General features: G+C 45.7%; 16 protein-coding genes. 8 read left to right on the forward strand and 8 right to left on the reverse strand.

Annotated elements, in window-relative coordinates:
* Positions 1-517: 517 nt before the first annotated feature.
* Positions 518-1,681: a zinc-dependent alcohol dehydrogenase gene (locus tag NI461_RS09450; RefSeq protein WP_253152924.1), complete on the forward strand. Its 1,164-nt coding sequence runs from the start codon at positions 518-520 to the stop codon at positions 1,679-1,681.
* A gap of 71 nt (positions 1,682-1,752) precedes the next feature.
* Here NI461_RS09450 and gyrB read toward each other — a convergent pair whose 3' ends face one another.
* The 4 genes from gyrB to dnaA all read right to left on the reverse strand — a co-directional run bounded on the left by gyrB (position 1,753) and on the right by dnaA (position 8,015).
* Entirely contained in the window at positions 1,753-4,218 is a 2,466-nt protein-coding gene (gyrB, locus tag NI461_RS09455) for a DNA topoisomerase (ATP-hydrolyzing) subunit B (protein ID WP_174659042.1), read from the reverse strand.
* Positions 4,219-4,272: 54 nt separating this feature from the next.
* Positions 4,273-5,355, reverse strand: a complete 1,083-nt coding sequence (recF, locus tag NI461_RS09460) for a DNA replication/repair protein RecF (RefSeq protein ID WP_174659041.1) — start codon at positions 5,353-5,355, stop codon at positions 4,273-4,275.
* 27 nt (positions 5,356-5,382) lie between these two features.
* Positions 5,383-6,531: a DNA polymerase III subunit beta gene (dnaN, locus tag NI461_RS09465; RefSeq protein ID WP_174659040.1), complete on the reverse strand. Its 1,149-nt coding sequence runs from the start codon at positions 6,529-6,531 to the stop codon at positions 5,383-5,385.
* Positions 6,532-6,638: 107 nt separating this feature from the next.
* On the reverse strand, positions 6,639-8,015 hold the full coding sequence (dnaA, locus tag NI461_RS09470) for a chromosomal replication initiator protein DnaA (RefSeq protein WP_253157135.1): 1,377 nt from the start codon (positions 8,013-8,015) through the stop codon (positions 6,639-6,641).
* Positions 8,016-8,672: 657 nt separating this feature from the next.
* Here dnaA and rpmH point away from each other — a divergent pair.
* From rpmH to NI461_RS09505, 7 genes are all read left to right on the forward strand, one after another.
* The gene (gene rpmH / locus NI461_RS09475; RefSeq protein WP_000831329.1) at positions 8,673-8,807 is read left to right on the forward strand and encodes a 50S ribosomal protein L34; all 135 of its coding nucleotides are present in this window, start codon (positions 8,673-8,675) and stop codon (positions 8,805-8,807) included.
* Positions 8,808-8,836: 29 nt separating this feature from the next.
* The gene (gene rnpA / locus NI461_RS09480; RefSeq protein ID WP_253157137.1) at positions 8,837-9,229 is read left to right on the forward strand and encodes a ribonuclease P protein component; all 393 of its coding nucleotides are present in this window, start codon (positions 8,837-8,839) and stop codon (positions 9,227-9,229) included.
* A gap of 9 nt (positions 9,230-9,238) precedes the next feature.
* The gene (gene yidD / locus NI461_RS09485; protein WP_151208037.1) at positions 9,239-9,559 is read left to right on the forward strand and encodes a membrane protein insertion efficiency factor YidD; all 321 of its coding nucleotides are present in this window, start codon (positions 9,239-9,241) and stop codon (positions 9,557-9,559) included.
* 5 nt (positions 9,560-9,564) lie between these two features.
* On the forward strand, positions 9,565-11,328 hold the full coding sequence (gene yidC, locus NI461_RS09490) for a membrane protein insertase YidC (protein ID WP_174660527.1): 1,764 nt from the start codon (positions 9,565-9,567) through the stop codon (positions 11,326-11,328).
* 92 nt (positions 11,329-11,420) lie between these two features.
* Positions 11,421-12,779, forward strand: a complete 1,359-nt coding sequence (gene mnmE, locus NI461_RS09495) for a tRNA uridine-5-carboxymethylaminomethyl(34) synthesis GTPase MnmE (protein ID WP_151208032.1) — start codon at positions 11,421-11,423, stop codon at positions 12,777-12,779.
* A 594-nt stretch (positions 12,780-13,373) separates the two neighbouring features.
* Complete coding sequence (locus NI461_RS14305; RefSeq protein ID WP_367178872.1) at positions 13,374-13,655, forward strand: cation transporter; 282 nt, start codon at positions 13,374-13,376, stop codon at positions 13,653-13,655.
* Between the two features lie 419 nt (positions 13,656-14,074).
* Positions 14,075-14,776, forward strand: coding sequence for a DsbC family protein (locus tag NI461_RS09505; protein ID WP_174660526.1), 702 nt, complete (start codon positions 14,075-14,077; stop codon positions 14,774-14,776).
* An 88-nt stretch (positions 14,777-14,864) separates the two neighbouring features.
* On the opposite strand, the gene NI461_RS09510 is transcribed toward NI461_RS09505, so the two are convergent.
* The 4 genes from NI461_RS09510 to NI461_RS09525 form a co-directional block, all read right to left on the reverse strand.
* Positions 14,865-15,122, reverse strand: coding sequence for a GlsB/YeaQ/YmgE family stress response membrane protein (locus NI461_RS09510; protein WP_174660525.1), 258 nt, complete (start codon positions 15,120-15,122; stop codon positions 14,865-14,867).
* A gap of 172 nt (positions 15,123-15,294) precedes the next feature.
* Positions 15,295-15,822, reverse strand: a complete 528-nt coding sequence (gene hpt, locus NI461_RS09515) for a hypoxanthine phosphoribosyltransferase (RefSeq protein ID WP_151204850.1) — start codon at positions 15,820-15,822, stop codon at positions 15,295-15,297.
* A 229-nt stretch (positions 15,823-16,051) separates the two neighbouring features.
* Positions 16,052-17,368, reverse strand: coding sequence for a guanine deaminase (gene guaD, locus NI461_RS09520; protein WP_253157139.1), 1,317 nt, complete (start codon positions 17,366-17,368; stop codon positions 16,052-16,054).
* 162 nt (positions 17,369-17,530) lie between these two features.
* Positions 17,531-18,502, reverse strand: coding sequence for a TerC family protein (locus NI461_RS09525; protein WP_253157149.1), 972 nt, complete (start codon positions 18,500-18,502; stop codon positions 17,531-17,533).
* Between the last annotated feature and the right edge of the window lie 112 nt (positions 18,503-18,614).

Consider the following 18,614-nt stretch of genomic DNA (forward strand, 5'->3'; position numbering starts at 1 on the left):
CATGAGAGCTATATTTCGCAAGAGTTTTTATGCTGATATGAGGCAGGAAATTCAGTCCTTCTAAAGGAAGGAGTCATAACGAGCTAGCAGTAAAAAATATGCTCATCCTGAACGTCTGGCGCTAAAATTTTTCCAGATTTTGTTATGAAACTTGGCAATAGTCTCGCTATTGCCAAGTTTCCTGCCTCATCTGCTCAGGTTTAGCTTATCACGCAATCTATTTACACAATGATCAACAGCCCCTCACTGTTTATCTAGTTAACCTCTTTTTTTAACACTCAAATTCATCTATTTGATTCAAAATTTTTTCTTTCCTCCAGTTTAAAAAGTTTCAAGCTGTTTTAGCAGGGAATTACGTAAGGCCTCTATAAGTTTATTTTTTAAACAGTTGGATGTCCTATTTCATACATTAATTTACAGCGCTTCCTCGCTTTCTCGGGCTCTAATAAAAAAGGTTTTTAATTTCTGGCAGTCTTGAGATGAGTCTGTTGAATATTGAACGAGAGAGGAGATCCGCATGCGTGCTCTTAGCTATCATGGTATTCGAGATGTACGAGTTGAATCTGTTCCAGATCCGGTTATTCAGGAACCAGATGATGTCATTTTAAGGGTGACTGCCACCGCGATCTGTGGTTCAGATTTGCATCTTTATCGAGGAAAAATTCCGGCCACAGAACAGGGTGATATTTTCGGGCATGAGTTTATGGGCATCGTGGAAGACATCGGCCCGGAAGTCAGCTCGGTCAAAAAAGGAGACCGGGTTATTATTCCCTTTGTGATCGCATGTGGTCACTGTTTTTTCTGCGAACATGAATTGATGGCTGCCTGTGAAAATACCAACAGCGGTCATGGGGCGATCCTGAATAAAAAACAGATTCCACCCGGTGCAGCCCTGTTTGGTTATAGCCATCTGTATGGCGGCGTTCCTGGGGGGCAGGCTGAATATGTGCGGGTTCCCAAAGGCAATGTCGGGCCTTTTAAAGTCCCCGGCTCATTACCAGATGAAAAAGTCCTGTTCTTGACGGATATTCTACCCACCGCTTGGCAAGCCGTGAGCAATGCGCAGGTCGGTCGCGGTTCCAGTCTTGCGATTTATGGAGCAGGTCCAGTCGGTCTGCTTGCTACCGCCTGTGCCCGCATGCTGGGCGCCGAGAAAATTTTTATGGTCGATCACCATCCTTATCGCCTGCGTTTTGCCCATCAGACCTATGGAGCGATTCCGGTTAATTTTGATGAGGTCGATGCGGCAGAATTTATCATCCAGAATACTGCCGGTCATCGGGGTGTAGATGCCGTGATTGATGCGGTTGGTTTTGAAGCCAAAGGCAGCCTGGTAGAAACCGTGATGACCAATCTGAAAATTGAAGGCTCCAGTGGTTTTGCCCTACGCCAATGTATCGCCGCAGTACGTCGCGGTGGGGTGGTGAGTGTGCCGGGAGTTTACGCCGGGCCAATTCATGGCTTCCTGTTTGGGGACGCTTTTGATAAAGGACTGACCTTTAAAATGGGACAAACCCATGTGCATAAATTCCTGCCCGAATTGCTGGAGCATATTGAAAATGGCAATCTTTCGCCAGACGTGATTATTACCCACCGCATGAAGCTGGAAGAAGCGGCGGAAGCCTATCGTATTTTTGATCAACGTGAACAGGATTGTCGTAAAATTATTCTGACGCCATAAAGACCGCTTCAGCCAGCAAGCAAAAAGCGCCCCGAAAGGCGCTTTTTTAGTCTGAGCTTTATCCTGAGCAATCAGGTATCAATATCGGCATTCAGGGCATTTTCTTCAATAAAGGCACGACGCGGTTCAACATCATCGCCCATCAAACAAGAGAACATACGGTCCGCTTCAATCGCATCCTGTACCGTCACCTGTAACATATGACGGTTTTCAGGGTCCATTGTAGTTTCCCAGAGTTGGTCGGCATTCATCTCGCCCAGACCTTTATAACGCTGGATCATCATACCGCGGCGTGAGTCTTGCAGAATATGCTGCCAGACCTGATGGAAATTACTGACCTGAATTTTGCGCTCACCTTTTTGTAAATAAGCCCCCTCTTCCAGCAGGCTAAACCAGCTTTTCGAGTTTTTCAATAAGCGCGCATACTCACTTGAACCGAGCAAACCAGCATCAATCAGATAATGATGTGGCAAGTTATGCACATAAATAGTGATTCGAGGTAACCAGCTCGCCACTGTTTGATCATTCAGTTCTTTTTCAAAGCGTTCCAGGCTCAGTTCAGGACGTAAGCCAGGCTGAATGCGCTCAATTGCTGCACGCAGCTGTTCACCCCAGCGGGTAACATAGTCCTCGTCTTCAAGCTGATCTAGCTTAAAGGCCTCGATTGAAATCAGGGCATCCAGCAGGCTGGCAGGATAACGCTGGGTCAAACGTGCCAAACTCTTTTGCGAGGTTTGGTAGTCTGCAATGACATTCGCCAGTGCTTCACCGCGAATGGCAGGGGCTTCTGCGCTAACATGCAATTCCAGTTCATCAATGGCATTGGAAATCAGATAAGTTTCCAGGGCATCATTGTCCTTGATGTACTGTTCCTGCTTGCCTTTTTTCAGTTTGTACAGCGGTGGCTGGGCAATATAGATATGGCCACGCTCAACCAGTTCCGGCATTTGACGGAAGAAGAAGGTTAAGAGCAGTGTACGGATGTGCGAACCATCGACATCAGCATCGGTCATGATAATAATTTTGTGATAACGCAGCTTATCCGGATTATATTCTTCACGGCCAATCCCACAGCCAAGTGCAGTAATCAGGGTGCCCACTTCGGCAGATGAAATCATCTTGTCAAAGCGTGCACGTTCCACGTTCAGGATTTTACCTTTAAGCGGCAAAATCGCCTGCATCTTACGGTTACGGCCCTGCTTGGCCGAACCACCGGCAGAATCACCCTCGACCAGGTAGAGTTCAGATAAAGCCGGATCCTTTTCCTGACAATCTGCCAGTTTACCCGGCAGGCCTGCGATATCCAGGGCGCTTTTACGGCGCGTCATTTCCCGGGCTTTACGTGCCGCATCACGGGCACGTGCGGCATCAATAATCTTGCCCGCAATTGATTTAGCCGCTTGCGGATTTTCCAGCAGATATTCCGCAAAAGCCTTATTCATGGCCTGCTCAACCGCAGACTTCACTTCACTGGACACCAGTTTTTCTTTGGTTTGTGAAGAAAATTTCGGATCGGGTACTTTTACCGAAACAATCGCGGTCAGACCTTCACGTGCATCATCACCTGATACGTTCACCTTCTCTTTTTTGAGCAGGTTTTCATTTTCCATATAACTGTTGAGGCCACGGGTCAGCGCAGCACGGAAACCGGCTAAATGTGTACCACCATCTTTTTGCGGAATATTGTTGGTGAAGCAGCGGACATTTTCCTGATAAGAATCATTCCATTGCAGGGCTACTTCGACGCCAATGCCATTTTCAGCCATGGTCGTAAAGTGGAAGATATCATTCAGATGGGTCTTGCCTTCATTAATATATTTAACAAATTCAGACAATCCGCCTTCGAAATCAAACACATGCTCTGCATGAATACGCTCGTCACGCAACACAATGCGTACGCCAGCATTTAAAAAAGACAGTTCACGCAAGCGACGTGCCAGAATGTCCACATTAAAAATGGTCTGGCTAAAGGTTTCTGTACTTGGCCAGAAACGCACATGTGTCCCGCTCTTGTCGGTCTCGCCGACCACCGTTAAGGGGAACTGCGGGTTACCGTGACGGTATTCCTGCTGATGAATTTTACCCGCACGCTGGATGGTCAACTCCAGCTTGCTGGACAAAGCATTCACTACCGACACGCCTACACCATGCAAACCGCCGGAAACTTTATAGCTATTGTCATCAAACTTACCACCAGCATGCAGAATGGTCAGAATTACTTCGGCAGCGGACACCCCTTCTTCTGGATGGATATCCGTTGGAATACCACGGCCATTATCAGAAACCGAGACAGATTCATCTTCGTGAATAGTCACGATAATTTCATCACAATGACCGGCCAGTGCTTCATCAATCGAGTTATCGACTACCTCGAACACCATATGATGCAGGCCGGTACCATCGTCTGTATCACCAATGTACATGCCCGGACGCTTACGGACAGCATCTAAACCACGTAGTACCTTGATGCTAGAGGAATCATAAGCCTTTTCAATGGTTTGTTCTGTTTGAGAAGCAGCTTGATCTTCTGAACTCATGGTTTCTCCCTAGTAAAGTATAGGTTTATACAAAGATGGGTAAAATTAAAAAAATTATCGCACAACAACTTCAACTGTATCGTTTTCAACCCGGAATAACTGATACGAAATAGACAGATCATGGAGGTGCTTTTGTACTGATTCATGGTCTAAGGTGGTAATAAAAACTTGACTACCTAGCTGGCTCAATCGTTCAATTAAACGTTGTTGTGCAGTTAAATCTAATTCTGCTGTCACATCATCTAATAATACCACAGTTTCCTTGTTACTAGCATGCAGCATTGCGATTTGCGACAGTTTTAGCGCCATCATCAACAGTTTCTTTTGGCCGCGTGACAGAATCACATCCGCCTCCCCCAAGGGAGTTTTGAGCCGTAAATCGGCACGATGTGGACCATATTCGGTATAGCGCCGTTCACAGTCTTTTTCATGATAATGGGTCAGGTCATTCAGCAGACCAGTTTCACTATGAAAGCCTGGGCTGTATTCCAGACGAATCTCCAGATCAGGCAGTAACTGCCTTAAATCTTCCTGAAAAAAGCCTTTCCACTGTTCCACGATCGTCACCCGCTGCGCATGTAAGATCTCGCCATATTCACTCAGCATCAGGTTCCACGGCTCCAGCTCAGACAGGCTTAAGAAACGCTTGGACTTGAGCAGGCTATTACGCTGCTTCAGGGCCCGGGCATAATATTGCCAGGTATGATAAAACTCTGGTTCCACGTGGAACATCAACCAGTCCAGTAGCTGGCGACGCGGCTTGGCACCATGGTCAATAATGTCAGTACTTTGCGGATCAATCAGTTGCAGCGGGAGCAGTTTGGCCAGCTGGCCTTGGGTTGCCACCGGATCACCATTAACCTTGATCAGCTGTTCACCACTGGCCATTTTCTGCATGCCGATTTTTTCAGTCTCGGACTGGGCAAACACGATTGCATCCTGAGCACCGTACTGGATGTAGTTTTTAGGAATATGGGTACGAAAAGAGCGGCCGCTAGCCAGTAAATGAATGGCTTCCAGTACTGAGGTCTTGCCAGAGCCATTCTGGCCATAAAAAACGTTAAACGGCTGCAATCCGTAGAGAGCAACCGTCTTCAAGTTTCGTACACGCTCAATATGTAAACGCGTAATATGCATCGTGTGGACTTATTTCTTCCAAAAGGTTTAGACGCGCATTGGCATCACGACATAGGTCTGGTCAGTCTGCGATGGGTCCTGAACCAGGACTGACTGGTTGGCCTCAGTCATGGTCATAGTGACATCTTCGCCATCCAATACCCCCAATACTTCAAGCAGATATTGGACATTGAATGACATTTCCATCGGCGCATCTACATATTGAATCGCCAGATCTTCAATCGCTTCATCCTGCTCCGGGTTATTGGCACGTAATTGCAGGGAATCAGCATTAAAGTTCAGGAAGACGCCACGTAATTTTTCATTACTGAGAATGGCAACACGTTGTAAAGACTGCTTGAACACATCATGAGCAATAATGACACGTTTATCACCACCACGCGGAATAACACGGCGATAATCGGGGAATTTACCATCAATCAGTTTCGTCGTGAAACGTACTGTGATATCGCCCTGCTCTTTATCCCGACTTGCTACTGTAATGGTGACATTTAATAATTCACGGCCAATCAGTAGGGATAACTGGTCATCTTCTACACTGAGCAAACGTTGTAATTCAGCCACCGCTTTACGTGGCACAATGGCCTGGATCGGCTGGGTCGTAGTCGCTTGCGCTACAGTCTCACACAGGGCCAGACGGTGGCCATCGGTAGTCACTGCACGCAATTGATTGGCATCAATTTCCAGCAAGGTACCGGTCAGATAGAAACGCACATCCTGTACTGCCATGGCAAAAGCAGTTTTTTCAAACAGGCGTTTCAGTTCACGTTGGGTGACGGTAACTTGGGTACCTTGCGTATTTTCAGTGCTTAAAAGCGGATAATCATCGGCAGGCAAAGTCCCGAGTACAAAACGGCTATTGCCTGATTTTAAAATACAGCGCTGATCATCAGTAATTTGCAGGTCAATTAATGCCGCAGAAGGTAAAGACTTACAGATATCAATCAGTTTGCGTGCCGGAACCGTGGTTTCCCCTGCCTGCAGGCAAGCGCCTTCGGCCAATGGGGTGCTGGCCACCAGCTCTACTTCCAGATCTGAGCCTGTCACCGTCAAGGCTTCAGCAGTGACCTGGATTTTCAGGTTGGACAGAATATTTAAGGTATGGCGACGTTCAACCGCTCCTACGACATGTGATAGAACATTCAGTAAGCTCTCTTTCGCGATTTTTAAACGCACGGTACATTCCTCTAACAACTGAAGATTAAGATAAATTTTGATTTTTTAGCAGTGTACTATGCGGCAAAATAAGCCGCATAGCAAGAACAGAATTTGAGCGTTTCCGGTTAACTTTGCAACAGGCGTTGCAGGTTTTTATAGTCCTCATTAAAGATCGGATCTTGCTCACGCAGACTTTGTACTTTCTCACAGGCATGCATCACGGTACTGTGATCGCGACCGCCAAAAGCCATGCCAATTTCCGGAAAACTGTCACCAGTCAACTCACGTGCCAGGCCCATGGCCAATTGACGTGGACGGGCATAAATCCGGGTACGTTTGGGACCGACCAGCTCCTTTAAAGGAATACGGAAATATTCACTGACGACACGCTGGATATTTTCGGTGCTGATGGTTCTCGCACGAATCGCCAATACATCTTTCAGGGATTCACGGACAACATCCAGGTCAATCGGTGTTCCTTTAAAACGGGAAATGGCCACGACCTTATTCAGTGCACCTTCCAGCTCACGTACATTGGCCACCACCTGTTGGGCAATGAACAGCGCACAGTTACGCGGCAAGTCCACCCCGGTGTTTTCGGCCTTTTTCAGCAAGATTTCAATTCGGGTTTCAATATCGGGCGGTTCCACCCCCACAGACAGACCCCAGGAAAAGCGGGAGACCAGACGCGGATCCAGTTCGGTCAATTCCTTAGGATAACGGTCCGAGGTCAGGATGATCTGCTTGGACTCATCCAGAAGTGCGTTAAAGGTATAGAAGAATTCCACCAGACTGGCTTCCTTACCGGCCAGCAAGTGAATATCATCGACCAGTAGCAGATCCAGTGAGCGGCAATTTTTCTTAAATTCTTCGACTTTCCCCTGCTGCAAAGAGCTGACAAAGTCCCGTACAAAACTTTCTGCGGTCATATACATGACCCGCGCATTCGGCTTGGCCTGTAAAAGTGCATTACCGACTGCCTGCATCAGGTGGGTTTTACCCAAGCCGGTAGGCCCATATAAAAATAAGGGATTATGTTGTGATGCGCCCAACTGGGTTAATACCTTGCGACAAGTTTCAGCGGCCATCTGGTTAGAGCGGCCTTCCACAAACAAAGAAAAGGTAAATAAAGGGTTCAATTGACGCTTGCGGTTATTTTTCGCGGTGTCTTCTTTTTCTCTTTTGGGTTTGACCACCGGCGCAGGCATCGAAGCCAACGCTGCTGTAGTGGTCGCCGGCTGTTCACTGGCAGACAGGATGACACCCGGACGGGAATCCACCAGAATTTCAACTTTACGTACCCGGCCTTCTGACAACTGTTCGGCCAGAATTGAAATCAGCTCCAGATGATGCTCTTGAATGTAACGTGTCCAATAAGGATTCGGAGCATAGAGACGCAAAGTATCATCTAACTCTTCCGCCACTAATGGGCGAATCCACATTGTAAAGACATTTCCAGAGAGCTCTTGTCGCAAGCGATTTAAGCAGTCTGTCCAAAGCATGTGAATCCCCTATTCATTCCATTGTTTATTTAAAAGATGGCCACGGCCAAAGCGGGCCGCCATTCTAACCAAGTTATCCACATCTGTCATGGCTATTTCCGCAGATTTTGTACAAAAACAGTCCAAAATGGATAAATTTAAATTTAAAAGGCTGGTGTGGATAAGTTTATCCGCAAGCTGTGGATAAAATATATCACAAAGTTATCCACAAAGTATAAAATTAATAGAAACAGTTTTACCCACAACCTAAGTTTATGTTTATTTAGAATAAAACTACCTTTTCCACAGAAAAACCCCTCCCTAATAGTAATAAATTTAAATTTATAAATTTGAATTTATATATAAGATTCGACTTTTCTGTGGATAAACATAATTCGGTTAAATTTAAATTCAAAACCACAATCCAAATTTAAACCTGTTACAGTATTGTGGATAACCGTGTTGATATAAATGTTAATAACTTATATTCAAATGAATAACAACAACTTAATTTGTGTATAACTTTTAAGCAAGGGATTTTTTTAATCTATGAGATTCCTCAAAGCGACTTAGCCTTGAGAACTTATTTGAAAAGAAAACCTGTTTTACATTGACAGCTTAAGCAATGAGCACTAAAATCGCGGACCTTCATAGAAAGATCTTTTTGGGAGTTTCGAGATGAAACGTACATTCCAACCATCTGAATTAAAGCGTAAACGCGTTCATGGTTTCCGTGCTCGTATGGCTACTAAAGCTGGTCGTCAAGTATTAGCTCGCCGTCGTGCAAAAGGCCGTCACAGCTTAACTGTTTAATCAGTTAGGCTTTGCCGACTTTGGGTGTTATGACAGCACTTTATGGTTTTGGCACAGAGTTACGATTACGCTGTGCTGCCGATTATAAAGGTGTCTTTGATGGTGCGCTTTTTAAAGTGCATCAACCCCATTTCTTATTTCTTGCAAAACCGTCCGAACAGCCGAACAGCCGTTTGGGTTTAGTTATTGCTAAGAAAAAAGTGCGCCGTGCGCATGAACGAAATCGAGTAAAACGACTCGCTCGCGAAAGTTTTCGCCTGCATCAGCAGCAACTCAGTGATTTGGATATTGTGGTGATGCCCAAAATGGGGATCGATAGCGTACCGAATGCTGAACTGCATCAGCAATTACAATTTGCTTGGCAAAAACTGAACCGTCTTGCCAAAAAGCATACAAAAACAGCTCCCTCCCCACAAAAGTAGAGCGCGCCAATGGTACGTTTACTGCATTGGTTAATCCGTTTCTATCAGATTGCGATTAGTCCTTTACTGGGACCACGCTGTCGCTATATTCCTACCTGTTCACAATATTCTCTGGAAGCAGTCCATCGACATGGTGCTGGACGTGGTGTGTGGTTGGCGACTAAACGTATTTGTCGTTGTCACCCCTGGGGTGGATCAGGATATGATCCTGTGCCTTTGAAAGCGATTCGTTTTATTTCATTTCAGCAAATAGATTCTCAAACGCTTCACGTTGCTGTACCCTTTCGTGATCGTTTAATGAACCAAAATCACTCTAACCACTTGGGGTAATACATATGCAACAATGGGCCAGGATTGCAATTCTAGGAGCCATGTTTGTTGTCGCATATTTGCTCATTTTGGCTTGGCAAAAAGATTATGGAAATGCAGAAACCCAACCGAAGCAGGAAACTGTGGTGGTTTCGCAGGAAGTATCAGCAGATTTGCCAAATAATCAGGTTGCTAGTGCAACCTCTGATGTGCCACAAGCAAATGTACCAGCGCAGCAAGCTACGGATGCTACAGCACCTGTAAGTCAGCAGCTTATTTCAGTACAAACTGACCTTTATCATCTTTGGATCAATCCAAAAGGTGGTGATATTGTTCGTGTTGAATTACTCAATCATGACAAAAACAAAGACAGTGATGAGCCTTTCGTCATGCTGGAAAGCGATGCGAAACGGACTTATGTTGCTCAGTCAGGTCTGATCGGTCTGAATGGGCCGGATAGCAGCCGCAATGGCCGTCCAATGTATGAGCTGGAAAAAACCACTTATACCTTGGCAGATGCCAAAGCCAGCAAAAATAAAGCCGGCGAAACGGTCAAAGTCTTGTCTGTACCGATGGTCTTTAAAACGGCTGATGGTGTAGAAATTATCAAGACCTTTAACTTTATCGAAGGTGAATACCCAGTCGTGGTGAATCACAAGGTGATTAACCGTAGCGGTCAAGCCTGGCAAGGTCAGATGTTTGGTCAGATCAAGCGTGATAATTCAGAAGATCCAGGCAAGTCGGATCAGGGGATTTTCACTCTAGGGACTTTCTTGGGCGGTGCCTGGGGAACACCAGATGAGCAGTATAACAAGTTGAAATTTGACAACTTTACTGAAGAAAAGCTCAGCACTGAAGCCAAGGGTGGTTGGGTTGCAATGGTACAGCACTATTTTGTAAGTGCATGGGTACCGGGTAACTTGAAACTGACCCAAGCCAATGGCGAAGCCTATAGCGCGAAACTTGAATCACGCAAGTCTACTGATGACATGAACATCATCGGTTTTACTTCACCAACTTTCACGGTGCCGGCGGGTACGGTTGCTGAAATTGATGCGACCTTCTATTCCGGTCCAAAAATCCAGTCAGAACTGAAAGACCTGGCTACGGGTCTGAATCAGACTGTAGATTATGGCTGGTTATGGCCAATTGCCAAACTGCTGTTTGTCGGACTTGAATTCTTCCACGGTCTGGTGGGGAACTGGGGCTGGGCGATCATTTTATTAACCATCTTGGTCAAATTGATCCTGTGGCCTTTATCGTCGAAGAGCTATCGCTCCATGGCGAAAATGCGTGTGATTGCACCAGAAATGCAACGTATGAAAGAAGAGTTCGGTGAAGACCGGATGCGCTTCTCTCAGGAAATGATGGCGCTGTACAAGCGTGAGCAGGTCAACCCACTGGCGGGCTGTTTACCGCTGTTACTGCAGATGCCAATTTTCCTGGCTTTGTACTGGGTCCTGATGGAATCTGTGGAACTGCGCCATGCCCCATGGCTGCTCTGGATTCAGGATTTATCTGCGATGGATCCATGGTTCATCCTGCCATTAATCATGGGAACCACAATGTATATTCAGCAAATGCTGAATCCACAGCCTACTGATCCAATGCAGGCGAAAGTGTTTAAAATTATGCCGATCATTTTCACTGTATTCTTGCTGTTCTTCCCGGCAGGTCTGGTTCTGTACTGGATTGTGAACAACCTGATCACGATCTTGCAGCAGTCCTTGATCAATAAAGCCGTGGCCAAAGAGCGTGCCAAACGCGATGAGGCAACGCCAGTCAACTAAGTTGTACTGACGGGCTGAATAAATCCGCTTAAGATGGTAATCTTAGGCGGATTTTTTTTGGCTGTCCTTTTGAGTCCTTGCAGGTGAATTTTATGCTTAACCCAACCACAACGATTGCTGCAATTGCAACTCCCCCAGGGCGTGGCGGTGTGGGGGTAATTCGCCTGTCAGGTCCAAAATCCTATGCGATTGCGCAGGCCTTAACCCAGAAAGACTTACCCAATGCCCGTTTTGCCGGTTTTCGCCAGTTTTATGATGCTGCCGGTGAGGTGATGGATGAGGGACTGGTGCTTTGCTTTCCTAACCCGAGTTCCTTTACCGGTGAGGATGTGGTCGAGTTACAAGGTCATGGCGGTCCGGTGATCCAGAATGCCCTGCTGGGCCGTTTGCTGGAGCTGGGCGCAACAGCTGCCAAAGCCGGTGAATTTTCCATGCGTGCCTTTGAAAATGGCAAACTGGATTTGGTTCAGGCCGAGGCGATTGCAGACCTGATTGATGCCACCTCACAGGCAGCCGCACGTTCTGCGGTACGTTCCTTACAGGGCGCTTTTTCCACCAAAGTCAATGCAGTACTGGAACAGCTGATCCATTTGCGCTTGCATGTGGAAGCGGCGATTGATTTTCCGGAAGAGGAAATTGATTTTCTGGCAGATGGCAAAATTTTAAACTTGCTGGATGGAGTCTCGACTGCCGTGACGCAGGTACAGCAGTCTGCACGTCAGGGACAGTTGCTGCGTGAAGGTCTACAGGTGGTGATTGCCGGCAAGCCCAATGCTGGTAAATCTTCTTTACTGAATGCCTTGGCTGGAATTGAACGTGCCATTGTGACCGATATTGCCGGCACTACGCGCGATGTTCTGCATGAGAAAATTACTTTAAATGGACTACCGATTACTCTGACTGATACCGCCGGTTTACGGGAAACAGGTGATATTGTGGAAAAAGAAGGGATTCGCCGTGCCATTAAAGAGATTGAACAGGCGGATTTACTGCTGCTGGTCTATGACTTGAGCCAAGGTGAAGATCCGCTTCAACTGGCTCAAGAATATTTTGCAGAGTATATCGAACCGAAACGTTTAATCTTGATTGGTAATAAAGCCGACTTAACCGGTACAGAGGCAAAAATCGGAGATTTAAAAGGCTTCCGCCATATTACTGTGTCTGCCAAGCAGGAAACAGGCGTACAGTCGCTGATAGAGGCGATTACAGAGCATGCAGGCTTCCAGCCTGAAGAGGATACCTTTATTGCCCGTACCCGCCATTTAGACGCAATGAAGCGTACCCAGCACTATCTTGCTGAAGCACGTGAGCAACTGGTGGTTTATAACGCAGGTGAACTGGTCGCGGAGTCACTGCGACTGGCACAAAATGCCTTGGGGGAAATTACCGGTGACTTTAGCGCAGATGATTTGCTGGGGAAAATATTTGGGTCATTCTGTATCGGGAAATAATGTCAGCTTTGCCAGGCAATGAAATATTGCGCAGATCAAAACAGCCGAATCAGGCTGTTTTTTTTGTATTGTCTTAAAGCGTATAAGATTTAGATGAGAAAGATGCTCCTCCTAAGCTGGTGCAGGTTTCCTCCATTCTCTACTTTAGTAGCCAGATATTAAAAATATACACCTTCAATAATTTTCTAAAATTCATCCAGTTCCAGTGGAGGAAGATTGGCCTGTTCACCAAGCCCATGATGGTATCAATGAAATTGATTAATTCATTTATTAAACCATTCACTGTCCCTTGAATGGCTACTCCCTATTGTAAAACATTAATACTGGATGGGTCTGCCGCTAATGCAAAACTTGTTTAATAGTAAGAATATTGAATTTTAAGTTTTTGATAAAATTGATAACTTTATTTTCTTGAAGGGATTCACCACAATCCTCTAAAAAATAAATATCCGGTGGAGGGAATATATTTAAACCCTAGGATGAAGAATGTGCAAAAAGTCCGACTGACCTGAATACAGGCACATCAGTGTGATGAAGATAATTCACTGGTACAAAAAACGTATGTTACTGGCCAACATTTTAATGACAGTCATCATGCTATTAGAAGTTCGGTGGCTGGATTTACAATTCTATGGCTTTACTTGCAGAGGGTTGGTTGATGAGTGGGCATTGGGGCTGGCATATTTTGCTTACCGTTGCGCTCGATATGATGCGCAAGATCACCGTTTTAGTTTTGGCAGCTGGAAAATTGAAATTTCGGCTGCTGATCGGAGTGCCGTCTTCTTGCTGGTTGTGGCACTATTTATGGCTTTTCAATCTGTAAATGACTGTTTAAACCGATTGCTATTCAGGATACCAAGGCCATGCCAATGGTGATTTGAGGTTTAGCGAGAGAACCTGGGAAACTGTATGGGATGCAGAAATCGAGCATCCAAGGATGAAGGAAATACGAGAAATGATTGCAGAATTTTTAGTGGGAAAAATTACCGCTTTTGATATGTCCGGGAAATGGGAAAGGCAAATTTTCCTGTAGTTGACTCTAGCCATCAATAACCGTCTCAATGTCGATCAGGCACGGGAGGAGCTGGTGATTGATGCGGAAATTGTACAGATTTCGGTAGAAATCAATTCTCTTTAATGAAACCGATGTTCCACGTGAAACGTGAAACGTGAAACGTGAAACATGAAGTGGGAAATCTGTAGACTTTAGCTAAGAGCCATTGCAAAGGTCAGAATTTTGGCATGGTTTTTAAGTAGAATGAGTTGGAAAAAATTTTAGAGCAATGAGCAAAAATATGATTAAAACAACCTTGGTATTGACCCTGTTCAGTTTGGCTTCAACTTTCACTATGGCAAATGTAGAGACAGTGAAAAAAAACCTCAGCCAACAACATCCAAAACTGAAAATTGAAAATATCCAGCCAACTGAAATGCAGGGTATTTACAGTGGTTCCATGCAGGGTCAGATTGTCTATTTGAATCAGGATGCCCAGCATCTGATTGCAGGCTCAATGTTGCGTATTCAGGATCAGCATAATCTGAGCCGGGACCTGTTGGTCCAGCAAAACAGTATAGACTGGAAAAAATTGCCCTTACAGGATGCTTTAAAAAGTGTAAGAGGGACGGGTAAACGTCAGATTGCGATCTTTTCTGACCCCTATTGCCCGTATTGTAAACAGCTGGAGGTAGAACTGAAAAAGTTGAAAGATGTTACGATTTATACTTTTATTCTGCCGTTAAAGCCGCAGTCGATCCTGCCATCCAAGCAGCTATATTGTGAAAACCATCCTGTGCAAGCTTGGGAAGACTTGATTTTTAAAGGCATCACGCCTAAAAGTAAAAAAAGTTGCGCCAATCCGGTCGAGCGCAATATCCAACTGGCGCAGACGCTGGGCATTCATGGGACACCCGCCATTATTTTTTCCAATGGTTTTAAGGTGATGGGGGCTTATCCGGCCGAGCAGATTGAACAGATTTTTAAGGAATTTACTTTATAAGTTTCTGTAACAGACTCTAGATACAGACCATAAAAAAGCACCAGATTTGGTGCTTTTTTACCTAGTATTGGGCGATATCCGTGTAGATTTACACCGTTTTACGTTTCGTGACCATATTATAAATAAACAGAATAATCACAGCACCGATAATGGACGCAATCAGACCTGCCGCAGAGTCGGCTGAATACAGCCCCAACATACGTCCACCGAAGGTCGCCAGTAAAGAGCCAGCAATACCCAATAAAGTGGTGACGATAAAACCTGCTTTATCATCTCCGGGATGAATTGCCCGCGCAATCAGGCCCGCAACAAAACCAATCACAATAGCAACGATAAGTGTCCACATGAGGAGGCTCCTTATTATCATGTCTTTGTTTTTACATCATGTATTCATCATACTGAGGTAAACAAAAAACAGAAAAAAGTTGAGTCCTGCAACAGGGTGTAGTGTTTTTGTGCCTGTATGGGCTGAATCCTACCGCACAAAAAGTGGCAATCGCCACTTTTGGCAAGCAATCCTAGAGACCGATTTCACCAATAAACGGTAAATGACGGTATTTCTGGTTATAGTCCAGACCGTAGCCGACAATGAATTTATCTTCCACTTCAAAGCCGAGGAACTGGACGTCTAGGTCAATTTCACGACGTGAAGGTTTGCTGACCAGAGTACAAAGCTGGATTGAATTCGGTTCACGTGTTTGCAGGATGTCGAGTACCTTGCTCAGGGTATTACCCGAGTCAATAATGTCTTCCACCACCAGCACATCTTTAGCACGGATTTCGCCATCCAGATCTTTTAAAATTTTCACATCATGTGTTGAAATTGTACCGCCACCGTAGCTGGATACAGTCATAAAATCCAGTTCATGGGGTTTGGAAATCGCGCGACATAAGTCCGCCATGAAAATTACTGAGCCACGTAATAAACCGATGAGCACAAGTTCTTTGTCACTATTGGCATAGTGTGCATCGATTTGAGCACCAAGCTCTTTGACTTTAGCTTGAATTTCTTCAGCGGAAATCATTACGCTCATTTGAACGGTCATGGGTAGATACCTGAAAATTGAAAAATAAAAAAGGTGTTGACTTGCAACACCTGAATATTCACTAATTTTAATACATCCGAACCTGAGATGCACCTGTTTCATCGGCTGTAAATGTAATCAGGTTTTGGTGGAAGCCGTATCCCTTTTTAAGAGTGTTGCACAGCCTACGCTGATCACTGACCAGAGCAGCAGCCTGCGACGGCGCGATTTTCCAGCAGCGGTATCCGCTCTAGGCTTTGACATAGCGGGCTTGTCCATAAATATAGGTCGCTGCAATATTACGGTCATCCCCCAGCATGGTCAGGGCAAAAAATGTATCTTCAATACTTTGCGCCTTGCTTTGGCGTAGTGCTTGAAGCGCAGTGGCATTCAGTTCCAATACCACAAAATCGGCTTCTTTACCGATATTAAAATTGCCCAATCGATCCTCCAGGCTCAGGGCCTTGGCTCCGCCTAAGGTGGCATGATATAAGGCTTCGAAAGCTGGAAGCTGCTCGCCCTGTAGCTGCTGGACCTTATAAGCTTCGTTCAGGCTTTGCAGCTGGTTAAATGAAGTCCCTGCCCCAATGTCGGTCCCTAGTCCGACTTTCACCTCTTTGTCCCACGTCTTTTTCAAGGGAAACAGGCCGCTGCCAAGGAACAGGTTGGAGCTGGGACAGAAGGCAATTGCTGAATCGGTCTGATGCAGACAATCCCATTCGGATTCTTCAAGATGTACACAATGCGCAAATACCGATTTTGACCCGGTCAGGCCATAATGGTGATAGACATCCAGATACCCTTTACGTTCTGGAAACAGGTCTTTGACCCAGGCAATCTCATTGTGATTTTCACTAAGATGGGTGTGAACATAGACATCCGGATATTCTGCTTTCAACTGCCCTGCTTTTTCCAGCTGTTCGGGAGTCGAGGTTGGGGCAAAGCGCGGGGTAATTGCATACAGGTTCCGCCCCTGCCCATGCCACTTTTCAATCAGTTGTTTTGAGTCCCGATAGGCAGTGTCAGGGCTATCGCAGAGCTCGGGAGGAGCATGACGATCCATCAGTACCTTACCGGCAATCAGGCGCATATTCTGTGCCGTAGCAGCTTCAAAGAGCGCATCTACAGATTGCGGATGTACGGTACAGAAAACCAGTGCCGTGGTGGTTCCATTTTTTAATAATTCCTGAACAAAAAAATCAGCAATTTTCTTTGCATAGGCTGGGTTCTGAAACTGGATTTCGGTAGGAAAAGTATAGGTGTTCAGCCATTCCAGCAGCTGTTCGCCATAAGCACCCATCATTTCGGTTTGCGGAAAGTGAATATGGGTATCGATAAAGCCCGGTACAATCAATTGCTCCGGATAATGGCTGACCTCTAACCCGTCTGGCAGATAATGCTGGCCTTCTTCCCAGTGGCCAAACCACCGGATCTGGCCATTTTCACTGATGAGCAAGCCATCTTCTAGATAACGCACCTGATCGTGAATTTCACGTGCTTGGGCAACGGTATTCTGGATGTCGAGGAAGCGACCGCGAACCGCTGTGGTTGCAATATGAGAAGACATGTTAACACCTGTGTTTTTACTTTTTTCAACAGATTGTAACCTACTTCAGATGATTTATAACGTGACCCTGTGGACTGCGTTTATCAAGCTTAAGCCGCAGCTGTGATCAGGTCATCTGAAAATAAAAAAGCCTGCTGATGCAGGCTTTTTTGAGGATTGTTTTTATAGCGTGGTTTCGTTGTATTTCTTGCTGTGACGAATCGACAGGATCGCAGTGATCGTCAAGACAAGCACAATAAAGCTCAGTGAAATCCAGATTGGCATATGGAACACATCCAGCATCAGCATTTTAAAGCCGATAAAGACCAGAATAATCCCGAGGCCATAAGGCAGATAATGCATCTTGGATGCTGCACCCGATAACAGGAAGAACATCGCACGCAGACCCAAAATCGCCATCAGGTTGGCGGTCAGGACAATGAAGGGGTCGGTCGTGACAGCAAAAATTGCCGGAATAGAATCGACCGCAAAGATCACATCCGAGGCTTCGACCAGAAGCAAGACCAGGAATAACGGCGTTGCCCACAGTAAACTATCCTTACGGATAAAAAACTTGTCGCCCTCAAGCTGCGGGGTGATGCGCATATGTTTACGCAGCCATTTCAGAATCGCCATATCTTCAATATTGCTTTCTTCTTCTTCTTCATCCTGACCACGCAGGAATTTAAAGCCGGTATACACCAGGAAAGCACCGAAGATATATAAAATCCATGAGAATTCCTGCACGAACCAGGCGCCAATAAAAATGAAGATGGTTCTGAGGACAATCGCACCGAGTACGCCGTAAAGCAGCAATTTACGCTGCAGCGCGGGTGGAATGGCGAAAGCCGCAAAAATCATCAGCCAGACAAAGACGTTATCAATTGCCAGAGATTTTTCCAGCAGATAACCGGCGAAGTATTCCATGACCTTGGCATTGGCAATTGCCGTACCTGCAGTCTGTTCCAGATACAGCCATAAACCGCCACCAAATAAGGTCGCGACACTGACCCAGGCAATACTCCAGTAGGCCGCAGTCCGGACTTTTACCTCCTGACCTTGTTTTTGTTTGAAGCCTAAAAAATCAATAAACAGCATTACCAGAACGATGCTGAAAAAAGCCAGATACAGCCAGAGCGTACCAATTGTTTCCATGTGAATCCTCCACATCCGACAATTGGCCATAAAAAAACCTTGACCTGTTGTCAGATGAAAAACATCTATACCAACATGATCAAGGTCTTGCCTACATCTTACCTTTACACTT

Origin of the sequence: Acinetobacter sp. S4400-12 (assembly GCF_024129495.1) — a bacterium.
Taxonomy (GTDB): domain Bacteria; phylum Pseudomonadota; class Gammaproteobacteria; order Pseudomonadales; family Moraxellaceae; genus Acinetobacter; species Acinetobacter lwoffii_C.

What these genes read in the sequence shown, in the direction of transcription:
- gyrB (WP_174659042.1), bottom strand. Translation starts at nt 4,218, where the DNA reads ATGAGTTCAGAAGATCAAGCTGCTTCTCAAACAGAACAAACCATTGAA.
- rnpA (WP_253157137.1), top strand. Translation starts at nt 8,837, where the DNA reads ATGACAGCACTTTATGGTTTTGGCACAGAGTTACGATTACGCTGTGCT.
- dnaA (WP_253157135.1), bottom strand. Translation starts at nt 8,015, where the DNA reads ATGCTTTGGACAGACTGCTTAAATCGCTTGCGACAAGAGCTCTCTGGA.
- NI461_RS09525 (WP_253157149.1), bottom strand. Translation starts at nt 18,502, where the DNA reads ATGGAAACAATTGGTACGCTCTGGCTGTATCTGGCTTTTTTCAGCATC.
- NI461_RS09450 (WP_253152924.1), top strand. Translation starts at nt 518, where the DNA reads ATGCGTGCTCTTAGCTATCATGGTATTCGAGATGTACGAGTTGAATCT.
- mnmE (WP_151208032.1), top strand. Translation starts at nt 11,421, where the DNA reads ATGCTTAACCCAACCACAACGATTGCTGCAATTGCAACTCCCCCAGGG.
- NI461_RS14305 (WP_367178872.1), top strand. Translation starts at nt 13,374, where the DNA reads ATGCTATTAGAAGTTCGGTGGCTGGATTTACAATTCTATGGCTTTACT.
- NI461_RS09505 (WP_174660526.1), top strand. Translation starts at nt 14,075, where the DNA reads ATGATTAAAACAACCTTGGTATTGACCCTGTTCAGTTTGGCTTCAACT.
- NI461_RS09510 (WP_174660525.1), bottom strand. Translation starts at nt 15,122, where the DNA reads ATGTGGACACTTATCGTTGCTATTGTGATTGGTTTTGTTGCGGGCCTG.
- yidD (WP_151208037.1), top strand. Translation starts at nt 9,239, where the DNA reads ATGGTACGTTTACTGCATTGGTTAATCCGTTTCTATCAGATTGCGATT.
- recF (WP_174659041.1), bottom strand. Translation starts at nt 5,355, where the DNA reads ATGCATATTACGCGTTTACATATTGAGCGTGTACGAAACTTGAAGACG.
- yidC (WP_174660527.1), top strand. Translation starts at nt 9,565, where the DNA reads ATGCAACAATGGGCCAGGATTGCAATTCTAGGAGCCATGTTTGTTGTC.
- rpmH (WP_000831329.1), top strand. Translation starts at nt 8,673, where the DNA reads ATGAAACGTACATTCCAACCATCTGAATTAAAGCGTAAACGCGTTCAT.
- hpt (WP_151204850.1), bottom strand. Translation starts at nt 15,822, where the DNA reads ATGACCGTTCAAATGAGCGTAATGATTTCCGCTGAAGAAATTCAAGCT.
- guaD (WP_253157139.1), bottom strand. Translation starts at nt 17,368, where the DNA reads ATGTCTTCTCATATTGCAACCACAGCGGTTCGCGGTCGCTTCCTCGAC.